The 14,337-nt window shown below is 65.1% G+C and carries 13 protein-coding genes; 9 read left to right on the top strand and 4 right to left on the bottom strand.

Annotated elements, in window-relative coordinates:
• Positions 1 to 6 precede the first annotated feature (6 nt).
• The 4 genes from DQG17_RS13660 to DQG17_RS13675 all read right to left on the bottom strand — a co-directional run bounded on the left by DQG17_RS13660 (position 7) and on the right by DQG17_RS13675 (position 3,697).
• On the bottom strand, positions 7 to 1,563 hold the full coding sequence (locus DQG17_RS13660) for a di-heme oxidoredictase family protein (RefSeq protein ID WP_369908033.1): 1,557 nt from the start codon (positions 1,561 to 1,563) through the stop codon (positions 7 to 9).
• 93 nt (positions 1,564 to 1,656) lie between these two features.
• A complete protein-coding gene (gene bfr, locus DQG17_RS13665) occupies positions 1,657 to 2,142 on the bottom strand; it encodes a bacterioferritin (RefSeq protein WP_116133398.1) in 486 nt (161 codons plus the stop codon).
• The gene (locus DQG17_RS13670) at positions 2,139 to 2,384 is read right to left on the bottom strand and encodes a (2Fe-2S)-binding protein (protein WP_116133399.1); all 246 of its coding nucleotides are present in this window, start codon (positions 2,382 to 2,384) and stop codon (positions 2,139 to 2,141) included. The genes bfr and DQG17_RS13670 overlap by 4 nt, the downstream gene beginning before the upstream one ends.
• A gap of 59 nt (positions 2,385 to 2,443) precedes the next feature.
• Complete coding sequence (locus DQG17_RS13675; RefSeq protein WP_116133400.1) at positions 2,444 to 3,697, bottom strand: imelysin family protein; 1,254 nt, start codon at positions 3,695 to 3,697, stop codon at positions 2,444 to 2,446.
• Between the two features lie 442 nt (positions 3,698 to 4,139).
• Here DQG17_RS13675 and DQG17_RS13680 point away from each other — a divergent pair, with 442 nt between their 5' ends.
• From DQG17_RS13680 to DQG17_RS13720, 9 genes are all read left to right on the top strand, one after another.
• Positions 4,140 to 5,756 (top strand): peptide ABC transporter substrate-binding protein, encoded by a 1,617-nt coding sequence (locus DQG17_RS13680; RefSeq protein WP_116133401.1) that lies wholly within the window; start codon positions 4,140 to 4,142, stop codon positions 5,754 to 5,756.
• Between the two features lie 60 nt (positions 5,757 to 5,816).
• Positions 5,817 to 6,740 (top strand): oligopeptide ABC transporter permease OppB, encoded by a 924-nt coding sequence (gene oppB / locus DQG17_RS13685; RefSeq protein WP_116133402.1) that lies wholly within the window; start codon positions 5,817 to 5,819, stop codon positions 6,738 to 6,740.
• A gap of 7 nt (positions 6,741 to 6,747) precedes the next feature.
• Positions 6,748 to 7,674, top strand: coding sequence for an ABC transporter permease subunit (locus DQG17_RS13690; RefSeq protein WP_116133403.1), 927 nt, complete (start codon positions 6,748 to 6,750; stop codon positions 7,672 to 7,674).
• Positions 7,675 to 7,677: 3 nt separating this feature from the next.
• Complete coding sequence (locus DQG17_RS13695) at positions 7,678 to 8,649, top strand: oligopeptide/dipeptide ABC transporter ATP-binding protein (RefSeq protein ID WP_116133404.1); 972 nt, start codon at positions 7,678 to 7,680, stop codon at positions 8,647 to 8,649.
• Positions 8,646 to 9,656 carry an oligopeptide/dipeptide ABC transporter ATP-binding protein gene (locus DQG17_RS13700; RefSeq protein ID WP_116133405.1) on the top strand — a complete coding sequence of 337 codons (1,011 nt, stop codon included), beginning with the start codon at positions 8,646 to 8,648 and terminating at the stop codon, positions 9,654 to 9,656. Before DQG17_RS13695 ends, DQG17_RS13700 begins: the two co-directional genes overlap by 4 nt.
• A 96-nt stretch (positions 9,657 to 9,752) precedes the next feature.
• Positions 9,753 to 10,457, top strand: a complete 705-nt coding sequence (locus tag DQG17_RS13705; RefSeq protein ID WP_116133406.1) for a hypothetical protein — start codon at positions 9,753 to 9,755, stop codon at positions 10,455 to 10,457.
• 112 nt (positions 10,458 to 10,569) lie between these two features.
• Positions 10,570 to 11,268: a paraquat-inducible protein A gene (locus DQG17_RS13710; protein ID WP_232829441.1), complete on the top strand. Its 699-nt coding sequence runs from the start codon at positions 10,570 to 10,572 to the stop codon at positions 11,266 to 11,268.
• Positions 11,261 to 11,914 carry a paraquat-inducible protein A gene (locus DQG17_RS13715; protein WP_116133407.1) on the top strand — a complete coding sequence of 218 codons (654 nt, stop codon included), beginning with the start codon at positions 11,261 to 11,263 and terminating at the stop codon, positions 11,912 to 11,914. The genes DQG17_RS13710 and DQG17_RS13715 overlap by 8 nt, the downstream gene beginning before the upstream one ends.
• Entirely contained in the window at positions 11,911 to 14,307 is a 2,397-nt protein-coding gene (locus DQG17_RS13720; RefSeq protein ID WP_116133408.1) for an MlaD family protein, read from the top strand. The genes DQG17_RS13715 and DQG17_RS13720 overlap by 4 nt, the downstream gene beginning before the upstream one ends.
• Positions 14,308 to 14,337 lie beyond the last annotated feature (30 nt).

Consider the following 14,337-nt stretch of genomic DNA (forward strand, 5'->3'; position numbering starts at 1 on the left):
CCGGTGTCAAAGCGAATTGAGGAAGGCGATAAGCGCGGCGCGGTCGCCTTCGGGCAGGGTGCGGACCGCCTCGCGGGCGGATTTGGCCTCGCCGCCATGCCACAGGATCGCCTCCAGCAGCGAACGCGCGCGGCCATCGTGCAGGAAGTGCGTGTGGCCCGAGACCTGTTCGGTCAGCCCGATGCCCCAGAGCGGGGCGGTACGCCATTCGGCGCCCTCTGCGGCAAATTCCGTCCGCGCGTCGGCAAGACCCGGCCCCATGTCGTGCAACAGCAGGTCGGTATAGGGCCAGATCAGCTGAAAGCTCTGTTCCGGCCGGTCCTGCAGCCGATGGGTCACGAACTTGGGCCGGTGACAGGCGGCGCAACCCGCCTCATGGAACAGCCGCTTGCCTTGCAAGACCTGCGGGTCGTCCAGATCCCGGCGGGCCGGCACGGCGAGGTTGCGGGTGTAGAAGGATACGAGGTCGAGGCCGACCGAGGGGATCTCGAGCCCCTCGTCATTGCCGCTTTGCCCGTGCGGGGCGGCACGGCAGGCGGGTTCGGCCGCGGTGCAATCGCCCCAGGCGACGGGGTGCAGCGGGGTCGAAATGCCGATGTCGGTCACGAAGGCGTCCGAGCCCTGCTGCGCGACGGTCGGTTGCGCCGCCTTCCAGCCGAAGCGGCCGAGCATCCACTGGCCGTATTCCAGCGACCAGACCCGGTTCGGCCGCCCCGAGATGCCATCGCCATCGCTGTCCTCGGGGTCGGCGAGGGCAAGGATGTCGGCCTCGGGGATCGCCTCGAGCAGGCCGAGGCCGATCATCTGCGGCGCGACGCGGGCGCTGAGCACGGTTTGCGGGTCGAGCGGGCCATAGCCCGGGTCAGTGACCGAATAGGCAGGCTTGCGCAGGGTCACGACCGTGCCGTCGCCAAGGGTCACGGGCACAGGCGTCCAGTCGATGGCAAGGCGCCCCTCGGCCGGCAGACCGGGCAGGGAGCGGTCCTGCAACTGGTTGCCATAGGTCGGGTCGGGCAGGGTGGCGAGGTGGGCGCGGATCAGGTCTGCGGCCGCGGCCGGGTCGCCCGGCTGCGACAGCTTCAGCACCATCGACACGCCATTGTCGTCCGGCCCCTCGGGGGGGTGGCCGCGCCCGTCGCGGACGTGGCAGGATTTGCAGCCCCGTGCGTTATACAGCGGGCCAAGCCCGTCGCTTGCCGTGGTCGCGGTCGGGGCGGCGACCCAGAGCTTTTCGAAAAATCCATGGCCGACGCGAAAGTCGAGCCCGCGCTCGGGCGCAAGATTGGCCGACGGCAGCGAGAACGGTGTCGCGGTCGTCGTGTCGAAATGGGTGGCCGCACCCGCGGGACGCTCCTCGAACGGCTCGGGGGCCGTGAAATCGGCGGGATCGTCCGTGATGGCGGCGATCCGCGCGGCCTCGGCCTTGGTGCGGGGAACCCGGTGCAGATGCGGCTCGCCCCAGCCTGTCGGCGGGGCGGTCTCGGCGGCCTCAACAGGGGCGGAAAGAACCGTGATGGCCAGCGCCGCGACGGTCGCAAGGCCCGGCCACCTTGCGGTGGCCACGGCCGGGCGCGACGGCGCGCAAACCCGTTGGGGCGCACGCCGAAGCTTCTGGTGGGAGGGTCTCAACAAACAGCCTCCCAAGCGGATCTGCGATTATTCTGCGTCATCCATCGGCTTGGCGTTGAGCAGCGCATAGCGCTCGGCGCCCACACGTTCATAGAGGGCGAGCTGGGTTTCGAGGAAGTCGATGTGACCTTCTTCATCGGTCAGCAGCTCCTGGAACAGTTCCATCGAGACGAAGTCGCCGATCGACTGGCAATAGCCGCGGGCCTCCTTGTACAGCGCCTGGGCCTCCTGCTCGGCCGCGAGGTCGCATTCGAGGGTCTCTTTCGGGCCCTCGCCGATCCTGAGCGGGTCGAGCTTTTGGAGGTTGGGATGGCCTTCAAGAAACAGGATACGCGCGATCAGCTTGTCGGCGTGCTGCATCTCCTCGATGCTTTCCTCGCGGCTTTTCTTGGCCATGTGGCCAAGGCCCCAGTCTTCCTGCAGGCGATAGTGCAGCCAGTACTGGCTGACCGCCGTCAACTCGCTGCGCAGCGCCTTGTTGAGATATTCGATAGCCTTCGTGTCGCCCTTCATGGCCGGGATCCTCTTGCTTGTCCGTCGCGAAGCGCGCGGAGCGTGGCTGGAAATTCGATGTTCGCATTACTGCGCATGGTGGACAAGAACAGTGGCATACAGTCGCCGCAGTCGGCCTTCTTGCCAAGCGCGTGATAGATCTTGCCCGGCGTGATGATCGTTGCAGGGTCCGAGGCGCGCATCCAGTCGATGGCGGCGTCGATGTCGCGGTCGGTGATGTTCTGGCAATGGCAGACGATCATGGCGTTCTCTTGGGCGACGGGTTCCGGGGCCAGGACAGCCTGGCCCCGGAGTGTCGCGGTTACTGGAAGACGGCGCCGGGGTTATCGAGGCTGTCGGACCCTTCGACCGGGATCGATTCAAGCCCGACCGCCGCGACGGCGCGTTCAATGTTGCGGGTCTGGGCGACCAGCGCGTCGATGGCGGCCTGGACGACGGCGTTGCCCTGCGGATTGTTCGCGCCGATGAGCTGGTCATAGGCGGTTCCGGCCTCGGCCTGCGCCACGATGGCGCCAAGCGCCTCCATGGTGCCGTCGAGATCGGCCAGCAGCGCGTCGGCAAGTTCCGGGTCGCGGTCCTTGACGAGATCATAGAGCGACGGCCCCTCGACCGTCGTGCCGTCGATGCGCTGGTAGCTGCCGGTATAGACGTTCCGGATGCCAAGCCCGTCGTAGTAGTGGCTGTTGTGCGTGTTGTCCGAGAAGCAGTCGTGTTCCTCCTCGGGATCGTGCAGCAGCAGGCCGAGCTTCATCCGTTCGCCGGCCTGTTCGCCATAGGACAGCGACCCAAGCCCGGTGAAAGCCATGACCAGCCCCTGTGCCGGGTCGGCGGTAACTTCGGCGCGCGCCTGCCCGTCGGGCGCCCAGAGCGCCACGGCCTCTTCGAGATCCGCAATCAGAAGGTCGGTTGCGGCCATCAGATAGGCGACGCGGCGGTCGCAGTTGCCGCCGGTGCAGTTGGCGGTGTCAAAGTCGCTGGCCGGGCGATTGCCGGCACCGGGGCCGGTGCCGTTCAGGTCCTGACCCCAGAGCAGGAATTCGATGGCGTGATAGCCGATGGCCACGTTGGCCTCGATCCCGTCGATCTCCTGCAGGTCTCGCAGCACTTCGGGGGTGATCTTGGTGGCATCGACATTGGTGCCCGAGATCTCGATCATCGGGTTGGCGATCACGTTGGCGCCCGAGAATGGGTTCTCGTCGTTCAGGCCGGTGTCGCCGTCGACATAGTCTATCAGGCCCTCGTCCAGCGGCCAGGCGTTGACGTTGCCTTCCCAGGCATCGACCGTGGGGTTGCCGAAGCGGAACGCTTCGGTCTGCTGATAGGGCACGCGAGCGGCGATCCAGGCGGTCCTTGCGGCGTCCAGATTGGCCTCGGTCGGGGCCGCGACGAAGGTTTCGAGCGCAGCCTTCAGTTGCTGTGCCGACGCAAGGCTGTCCTGGTAGCCGGCCTGGGCGATGTCGGCGTAATTGGTCAGAACATCGGCGGGCTCGGCCGCCTGGGCGCAAAGCGCGGTTCCGGAAAGCAGGGCCGCCAGTGCGGTAATTCGAAAATTCATGTTCGTCCTTTTCCTCTCGCGTCGATTTCGACGAGTCATACCAGATAAAATCCGTCGGACAAGTAATAGTTGATAGAAACGATCAGGCTGGCACGCCGGGAATACCGGTCGCGCCCTGCCCAGCCGGTCGCCACAATTTTCCGAAAAGGGGGGGGCGCCGGTCCGGGCGCGCCTCCATCTTGACGGGTTTGTTCTTCAGGGTGCCGAATATGACGCAGTTGCGCGGGCATTCTCAAAGCGCTTCGAGTTTGACAGGACCAGATCGAACCCGATATGCGCCTCGCGCGAGCAATACCGTTGCGTCATCTGTGTCGTCTAGGCAGCGGGGAGGCCATTGGAAAACGTTGCTCGCATGGACGTCCCGGGGTCATAGTGCGGTCAGAGCAGCCGGCACCGACGACGTGACGCGGCGCGCGACAGGTCCAACAGGGAGATGAAACAAATGAACATGAAGGCCATTCTGAAACTGTCCGCCGTCGCGGCGGTTATCGCGACCGCGGCGCCCGCCGCGGGCACTCATCCGGTAACCGGCGAGAAGCTGTCGGACAACCAGACCTTTACCTATCGCCAGCTCGACCAGTTCCCGACCCTCGATCCGCAGATGAACGAGGAGACCGAAGGTCACCACGTGATCCGCGACCTGTTCGAGGGCCTGCTGATCCAGGATGCCGACGGCAACCTGATCCCGGGCGTCGCGACCTCGTACGAGGCCAGCAACGAGAACAAGACCTATACCTTCCATCTGCGCCCCGAGGCAAAGTGGTCGAATGGCGAACCGGTCACGGCCGCGGACTTCGTCTATGGCTGGCAGCGCGCCGTCGATCCCGCCAATGCCTCGCCCTATGCCTGGTACATGGAGATGGCCTCGATCGTGAATGCCTCGGAGATCATCGCGGGCGAGAAGCCGGTCGAGGATCTGGGCGTCAAGGCGATCGACGATCACACGCTGGAAGTACAGCTGATCAAGCCGCTGCCCTATTTCCCGATGATGACCACCTATTCGACGATGATGCCGGCGCCCCGCGCCACCATCGAGAAATACGGCGCCAAGTGGACCGATCCGGAAAACATCGTCTCGAACGGCGCCTACACGCTGACCGCGATGGTGATGAACGAATACCAGACCCGCGAAAAGAATCCGATGTACTGGGATGCCGATAACGTCATCATCGAGAAGACGACCGGCATGATCATCAACGACGTCAATCAGGCGCTGACCCGCTACAAGGCCGGCGAGATCGACCATCTGGAGCCGCTGCCGGCCGGGCAGTACCCCGCGCTGCTGAAACAGATGCCGGACGAGGCGCATTCGGTGCCGCGGCTCTGCTCGTACTACTACGCATTCAACCAGCGGCCCGACGCGATCCCGGAACTGAAGGACGTGCGGGTGCGCCAGGCGCTGTCCTATGCCGTCGACCGCGACGTGATCGTCAACCAGATCTTGAAGGGCGGGCAGTGGCCGTCCTATGACTTCACCCACATCAAGACCGCGGGCTTCGAGGTGCCCGAGATCGATTATGCCAACTGGACCCAGGCCGAGCGCGATGCCGAAGCCAAGAAGCTGATGCAGGAAGCCGGCGTCAAGGATCTGAAGCTGAAGCTGATCTATAACACCGACGAGAACCACAAGCAGATCGCGACCATCATCGCCCAGATGTGGAAGCAGAAGCTGGGCGTCGAGACCGAGCTGCAGAACTTCGAGTGGAAGACCTATCTCGACGTCCGCCGCGACGGCCAGTTCGACGTCGCCCGTGTCGCCTGGTGCGCCGACTACAACGAGGCCTCGACCTTCCTCAACGTCCTGACCACCGACAACGAACAGAACGACGGCAAATGGTCGAACGCCGAATTCGACCGGCTGATGGCCGCCTCGGCCACCGCCGAGGACCCCGAAGTGATGTACACCGACGCCGAAAAGGTGCTGTCGGACGACATGGGCATCCTGCCCATCTACCACTATGCCAACACCTTCCTGCTGAAGTCCGACATCAAGGGCTGGCCCTATAACAACGCCGAAAACAACTGGTATTCGAAAGACCTGTATCGCGTGGCTGAATAAGCCGCTCACCCGGCAGGGCGCGCGGGGATCCCCGCGCGCCCGACCCAGAAGGGCCTTTGAATGCTAACATTCATCATCAAGCGCCTCGCCGTCGCCATACCGACGCTGCTGATCCTCGTCATCTTCTCCTATCTCATCATGTATGCCGCCCCGGGCGGGCCGTTCGACAGCGAACGCCAGTTGCCGCCCCAGGTGATGGCGAACCTGATGGCAAAATACGGGCTCGACCAGCCGCTGATCGTGCAGATCGCCCGCTATGTCTGGAACGTGGTCGTGCATTTCGACTTCGGCCCGTCGTTCATCTACAAGGATCAGACGGTCAACGATATCATCCGGCAGGGCTTCCCGGTGACACTGACCTATGGGTTCTGGTCCTTCGTCGTCGCGACCTCGGTCGGCATGAGCCTTGGCATCCTCGCCGCGATCTATCACAATTCCTGGCTCGACTATCTGGCCGTCGGCATCTCGGTCGGGGCTCAGGTTCTGCCGAACTTTGTCATGGCGCCGATCCTGGTGCTGACCTTCACGCTGTGGCTCGGGTGGCTGCCGGGCGGCGGCTGGCAGGGCGGGCAGTGGCAATACGTCATCATGCCGGTGATTGCGCTGTCGACCTCGTTCATGGCCTCGATCTCGCGGCTGACGCGGTCCTCGATGCTCGAGGTGCTGAACGCCAACTACATCCGCACCGCCCGCGCCAAGGGCCTGCCGATGCGGCGGGTGATCTTCCGCCACGCGCTGAAACCCGCGCTGTTGCCGGTGATCTCGTACCTCGGACCCGCCTTTGTCGGGATGATCACCGGTTCCGTGGTGATCGACATCTATTTCTCGACCGGCGGCATCGGCATCTTCTTCGTCAATTCGGCAATCAACCGGGACTATTCGGTGATCATGGGGATCACAATCCTGACCGGCGCGCTGACCGTCCTTTTCAACCTCGTGGTCGATATCCTCTATGCCTGGATCGACCCGAAGATCCGCTACTGAGGCCGCCATGCTCACATCCCGCACTGCCGCCCGGTCGCTGGAAACAGCCGAGATCGGGCCCGCCATCGAGGGCCGGTCGCTCTGGGCCGATGCCCGGATCCGGTTCTTTCGCAACAAGGCCGCCGTGGCCGGTCTGATCGTGCTGATCTTCGTTGCGCTGTTCGCGCTGTTCGGATCGCACCTGACGCCCTGGAGCAACGAGGAAGTCGACTGGTCGGTTCTGGGCAATGTCGAGGAGGCGGGCCGGCCGAGCATCGCGACCCGGCACTTCTTCGGCACCGACGCGCTTGGCCGCGACCTGTTCGCCCGGACCGTGCAGGGCACCCAGATCTCGCTGATGGTCGGGCTGATCGGGGCGATGATCGCCGTGGTCGTCGGCACGATCTATGGCGCGACGGCCGGGTATTACGGCGACCGAGTCGACAACATCATGATGCGGATCGTCGATGTGCTGATGTCGGTGCCCTACATGTTCGTGCTGATCCTGCTGCTGGTCGTCTTCGGACGCTCGGTGCTGCTGCTGTTCGTGGGCATCGGGCTGATCTCGTGGCTCGACATGGCGCGGATCGCGCGGGGTCAGACCCTGTCGATCAAGAACAAGGAATTCGTCGAGGCGGCCCATGCCATCGGCGTGCGCCCCGCCACCATCATCCGCCGCCACATCGTGCCGAACCTGCTCGGCGTCGTCATCGTCTATGCGACGCTGCTGGTGCCGAACATGATCATCTATGAAAGCTTCATCTCGTTTCTGGGCCTCGGCGTGCAGGAACCGCTGACCTCGTGGGGGGCGCTGATCTCGGACGGGGCCAGCCAGATGCAGTACGGAACGCTCTGGATGCTGGGCTTTCCGCTCTTCTTTTTCGTCATCACGCTGTTCGCCTTCTTCTTTGTTGGCGACGGGCTGCGCGATGCGCTCGACCCGAAGGATCGTTGAGACATGGCGCTGTTTGAAATCAACGATCTGAGTGTGCAGTTCGATACGAACGACGGCACCGTGTCGGCCGTCAACGGGGTCAGCTTTGACGTCAACGAGGGCGATACGCTTGCGATCGTGGGCGAGTCGGGTTCGGGCAAAAGCCAGACCGCCTTTGCCACGATCGGGCTGCTGGCGCGGAACGGCCATTCGACCGGCTCGGTCAAGTGGGACGGCAAGGAGATCCTGAACCTCCCGGAAGGGCAGCTGAACAAGATCCGGTCCTCCGAGATCGCGATGATCTTTCAGGATCCGATGACATCTCTCAATCCGTACCTGAAGGTCTCGGCCCAGATGGAAGAGGTGCTGACGCTGCACCGGGGCATGTCACGGCGCGAGGCGCGGGCCGAATGCGTGCGCATGCTCGATGCCGTCCGCATCCCCGATGCGGCGGCGCGGATCACGATGTATCCGCACGAGTTTTCGGGCGGGATGCGGCAGCGGATCATGATCGCGATGTCGCTGCTGTGCCGGCCGCGGCTGATCATCGCCGACGAACCGACAACTGCGCTCGACGTTACGGTGCAGGCGCAGATCATGGATCTGCTGCGCGACATTCGCTATGAATTCAACACCGCGATGATACTGATCACCCACGATCTGGGCATTGTCGCGGGGTCTTGCGAGCGGACCATGGTGATGTATGGCGGCCGCATCATGGAGCGCGGCACGACGGCCGAGATCTTCGCCGCCCCGACCCATCCCTATACGCTTGGCCTGCTCGATGCGGTGCCGCGGCTCGACCGCCGCGAGGATGTCCTGCCGACCATTCCGGGCGAGCCGCCCGACATGCTGCGCGCCGTCACGGGCTGCCCGTTCGAGCCGCGCTGCCCGCTGGCGTTCGAGCGTTGCATCAGTGTTGTTCCGCCGCTGGAGCGGCTGGGCGAGACCCGCGTACGCGCGTGTCACCGCAATCCCGAGGAGGTCGTGCGATGACCGACGCCCCGCTTTTGCAGGTCGAGGACCTGCAGGTCACCTTCGACGTGCGCCCCCGCGGCGCCTGGCCCTGGACACCCTCGCTGAAGCTGCATGCCGTCGGCGGCGTCAGCTTTACCCTCGAAAAGGGCGAGACGCTGGGGATCGTCGGCGAATCCGGGTCGGGCAAGTCGACGGTCGCCCGAGCCATCGTCAACACGATCCCGGCCAGCGGCGGGCGGATCCTGTGGAAGGGGCAGGAACTGCTGAAGATGGGCACGTCCGAGCGGCGGCGCCACCGGCAGGCGGTCCAGATGGTGTTTCAGGACCCGTTGGCGGCGCTGAACCCGCGCATGAAAGTGGGCGAGATCATCGCCGAACCGCTGATCACCCACCACCCCGAGACCCCGAAGGCCGAGGTCAAGGCGCGGGTGGGAGAATTGATGGAGCGGGTCGGTCTGTTGGCGAACCAGATCAACCGCTATCCGCACGAGTTTTCGGGCGGCCAGTGCCAGCGCATCGGCATCGCCCGCGCGCTGATCCTGAACCCCGAACTGGTGATCTGCGACGAGCCGGTCTCGGCGCTCGATGTGTCGGTGCAGGCGCAGGTGATCAACCTGCTCAGCGAATTGCAGCGCGACCTCGGGATTTCGCTGGTGTTCATCGCCCATGACCTGAGCGTGGTGAAACATATCTCGGACCGGATCCTGGTGATGTATCTCGGCCGTGTGATGGAGACCGCGGGGGCAGACGAGTTGATCGACCATCCCGTGCATCCCTATACCCGCTCGCTGGTCTCGGCGGTGCCGATCCCCGACCCGGTGGTGGAACTGGCGCGGGTCCGCCCGGTGCTGGAGGGCGATCTGCCCTCACCGCTGAATCCGCCCTCGGGCTGCGTGTTCCGCACCCGCTGTCCGCTGGCGCAGCCCTCCTGTGCCGAAGGTTTACCACCGATGTTGCAGGTCGGGCCGGGCCATGCCTCGGCCTGCCCGATCACCGCCGAAGAAGGGGTCGCCGCCACCGCCTGAGGTGACGGACGCGCCCTTGACCCATGTCATGGCAGCGCTGGGCAGACCCGGCCTAGGGTGGGAAAGCCGGCGTGTGTCCTTCCGAAAGGCCCGATCATGCAGTTTTCGATCCCCGCTGTCGTCCTTTTCGCCGTCGCGGCGGCAACGGCGGCCATTGCCGGCCCCGTCTCGGACTTTGAAACCGCGTTCCGGCAGATGTACGGCGACTATCGGGCGGCGCTGTTTCTGACCAATACCGGCCAACAGGCCGAGTCCGCGGGCGCGATGGCATCGCTCGACACGAAGTTTGCCGACCTGCGCGCACGTTACGGCAGCACGCCACCGCCGCAATATGCCGACGACGCGCAATGGGACGCGACGCTGAGCGAAGTGCAGGCGATTGTTGCCAAGGCGACCGAAGAGGTTGACGCAGGTGCGCTGCCCGAAGCGCACGAGACCCTGGAAGAGGTTCGCGGCCTGTTCGGTGCGCTGCACCAGCGCAACGGGGTCCAGACCTTCTCGGACCGCATGAACGCCTACCACGCCCAGATGGAAAAGGTGCTGGGAACCGACATGGCCACGACCGACATCGGGCAACTGCGCGAGGAAGCGGCCGTGCTCGACTATCTCGCCCGCGAGATCATTGCCAATCCGCCGTCCGATGCCACAGGCAACGCCGCCTTCGCGGCGCTGTCTGCCGACCTCGAGGCCTCGGTGGCGGCCTTTCTGACCGCGACCCGAAGCGGTGACATGGCAGAGGTCAGGGCGGCGGCTGCGACCCTGAAGAAGCCCTATTCCAAACTGTTCCTCAAGTTCGGCTGAGCGATCTTGCCTGCATTCCGTGCCAGCCACGCCACCGCTGGACGCACCCGGACCATTGCGCGTACTTCCCCGACTGATAGGGTGCACGGCGAACAAGTGCAGCGAGACCTCCGTGGCCACACCCGACCTGACAGACGGCGAGCTTGAGCAGCTGATCGCCTGCCCGTCCTGCGACGCGCTGTACCGTGCGGTCTCGCCCGGCGTTGGCGCGCGTGCGACCTGCGAGCGGTGCCACCACGTGCTGATCACGCCAATCGCGGGTGCGGCGCTGCAGATCGTGGCGCTGGCGCTGACCATTCTGGTGCTGCTGACGGCGGCGGTCTTCACCCCCTTCCTGTCGATCGAGGCCAACGGTCTGAAGCATTCGGTGTCGATCTTCGATGCGACGCTGGCGTTTGCCCAGGTCAACATGATCGGCCTGACCGTTCTGGTGACCACGCTGATCGTGGTGGTGCCGCTGCTGAGGATGCTGCTGCTTCTGTTCGTGCTGGTGCCGATGCTGTTGAAGCGGCCGCCTTTTGACGGGGCGGGGCTGGCATTCCGCTGGAGCGAGGATCTGCGGCCGTGGTCGATGGCCGAAATCTTCGTGCTTGGGGTCGGGGTCGCGCTGGTCAAGATCGCCAACCTTGCCCATGTCGAGATCGGCACCGCGTTCTGGCTGTTTGCAGCCCTGGTGGTGGTAACCGTGTTCCAGGACCGGTTCCTCTGCCGCTGGACGATCTGGGGGGCGCTCGAATCGGGGCATCTGGCGCCCGAGGAATACGCGCGGCGCGGCGCGGCGCGGCAACCGGCGGGTCCCGAACATGGCTGACGTGCAAGCCGAGCCCCGGCAGTGCCTGACTGCGCGCCAGGCCGGGCTGGTGGCCTGCACACATTGCGCGCGGGTCTGGCCCCTGGGCACCGAGACCTGCGGCCGTTGCGGCAAGCGCCTTCAGTCGCGCGATACCCACAGCATGAGCCGGGTCTGGGCCTGGTGGGTGGTCGGGCTGATCTGTTACATCCCGGCCAATCTTTTCCCGATGCTGAAGACGACCCTGCTGGCCAAGACCGCCGGCTCGACCATCGTCGGCGGCGCGGTCGAACTGATGGCGCATGGCGATATCCCGGTGGCGCTGGTGATCCTGACCGCCTCGGTCGCGATCCCGATGGGAAAGTTCGTTGCTGTCGCCTATCTGGCGCTGTCGGTCCAGCATGGCTGGACCCATGATCTGCTGCGGCGGATGCAATTGTACGAAGTCGTGGAATTCGTCGGCCGCTGGTCGATGATCGACGTTTTCGTCGTCGCCGTGCTGTCGGCGCTGGTTCAATTGTCGGTGGTCGTGTCGATCCACCCCGGACCTGCGGCCGTCACCTTCGCGCTTTCGGTGGTCTTCACCATGTTGTCGGCGCGATCCTTCGATAGCCGGATGATCTGGGACAGCCTGGACGCCAAACCCCTTGAGGCAAGCAAAACGTGACCGACCAGATCCCCCCCGCCCATATCGAACCCGCGCGGCAAAGCCTGATGGACCGGGTCTCGATCGTCTGGGTGATCCCGGTCGCGGCGCTGCTGATCGCACTTGGCATTGCCTGGCACAGCTATTCCCAGCGCGGTGCGATGATCGAAATCAGCTTCGATAATGCCTCGGGCATCGTCGCGGGGCAGACCGAATTGCGCTATCGCGAGGTCTCGGTCGGGCTGGTCGAGGACGTCACCTTTTCGGAAGACCTGACCCAGGTGATCGCCCATGTCCGTGTGGACAAGGATATCGAGGATTTCGTCGATTCAGATTCCGTGTTCTGGGTGGTCAGCCCCGAGGTCTCGCTGCGCGGCGTGACCGGGCTCAACACCGTGCTGAGCGGGGTCTATATCGAAGGCAGCTGGAACAGCGTTCCGGGCGGGCTGCACCGAAAATTCCAGGGGCTGGCCAACACCCCCCTGGCGCCACCCGACCAGACGGGCACGCGGATCGTGCTGACGACCAATACCGGGCGCGGGCTGAAAGAGGGCACCTCGATCATGTTCAAGGGGCTGGAGGTCGGGCGTGTGGGCCGGCCGCAGCTTTCGCCCGACGGCATCTCGGTTCTGGCCGACGCCTTTGTCGCCGCCCCCCACGACAAGCTGCTGACCAGCCGGACCCGGTTCTGGGATACCTCGGGTTTCTCGCTGTCGATCGGTCCGGGCGGCGCCTCGCTCGATTTCGAGAGCCTGAGTTCGATCGTGACCGGTGGCGTCAGCTTCGAGACGCTGGTCTCGGGCGGCGTCCCTGTTCAGGACGGCCAGACATTTTCGGTGTTCAACAACCGCGAGGACGCGCAAGGCAGCCTGTTTGAAAGCGCCGATGGCGGGCGCGGCACGGTGCGGCTGTCCGTGGTGTTCGACGAAAACATAACCGGTCTGAAGGTCGGGGCCCCAGTGATGCTGAGCGGGCTCGAGATCGGCAAGGTCGAAAGTGTGACCGGCGCCGTCGATCCCGAGCTTTTCGGCGACGAGAGGGTGCGTCTGGTTGTGGTGATTTCGATCGAACTCGATCAGATCGCCATGGGGTCCGACGCCGTCACGGAAGACCAGGAGGTGATCGATTTCCTCGAACAGCGGGTGGACGAGGGGCTCCGCGCGCAACTCTCGCGGGCCTCGCTGCTGACCGGCGGGCTCAGGATCGACCTCGTTGAGGTGCCCGATGCACCCGCCGCGCAGTTCCTGCGCGATGCCAGTCCCTATCCGATCCTGCCGAGTATTCCGGCCGAGATCTCGGGCGTCGCCTCGTCGGCCGAGGGGCTGATCAAGCGGGTCACCGACCTGCCGATCGAGGATATCTTGCAGTCGGCCAAGCGGCTTCTCGACAACGCCGCAAATCTGGTGGCAAGCCCCGATCTGCAACAGACCCCGGCCGAGTTGCGCGGGCTGGTCACCGACCTGCGCACGCTGGTCGGCAGCGCCCAGTTCCAGGCGTTGCCGGGGCAGATCGATACCATCGCAGGCACGCTCGAAACGCTGCTGTCCGATCTGCAAGACAGCAACGGCGTGCAGAAGCTTGTGACGGCGGTCGAGAAAGCCGGCCAGGCGGCCGGCGATGTCGGCACCGCCTTTACCACCATGCCGCAGCTGATCGACGAGATCACGGCTGTCGCGGCCAAGGCAAATGCGCTCGACTTCGACGCCCTGTTGAACCAGGTGACGGGGCTGGCCGACAGCGCGAGGAGCGTGCTTGACGACGATGCCACCCGTGCCCTGCCGCAAAACCTGTCGAGCGCGCTCGCGCAGGTGACGGACGCGGCCGAAAAGGTAACGGTGTTGATGCAGGAGGCCCAGGATGCCGGGACCGTCGCCACTGTCAGCGAGGCGGTGGCCTCTGCGGGCAAGGCGGCCGATGATGTAAGCGCCGCCTTCGACGGGGTGCCAGAACTGATCCAGAGCGCCGATGCAATCGTTGCCAAGGTCGAGGCGATGGATCTCGACCGGCTGGCTGCCTCGGTCAACGACCTTGTCGACTCGGCCAATGCCCTGATCGGCACCGACGACGCGAAGGCGCTGCCTGCCAGCGTGAACGCGGCGCTCGACGAGGTCTCGGCCGCGCTCGCGGAACTGCGGGAGGGCGGCACCGTCACCAACGTGAACGAGGCCCTGGCCGCGACCCGCGAGGCCGCCGACGCGGTAGCCTCGGCCACGAACGACCTGCCGGCGCTGGTCGCGCAGGCCGAGGCGGTGCTGCGGACGGCACAGCAAACGCTGGCCGGCCTGTCCGACACCGGGGCGCTGAACCGCGAGGCCCGCGAGGCACTGCGGCAGGTCAGCCGGGCTGCGGACTCGGTCAGTTCGCTGGCGCGGATGCTCGAACGAAAGCCCAATGCGCTGCTGACCGGGCGGTGATCTTGTCGGGGGCGAAACCGTCCGACGGCC

Source organism: Tropicimonas sp. IMCC34043, assembly GCF_003390845.1.
Lineage (GTDB): Bacteria > Pseudomonadota > Alphaproteobacteria > Rhodobacterales > Rhodobacteraceae > Tropicimonas.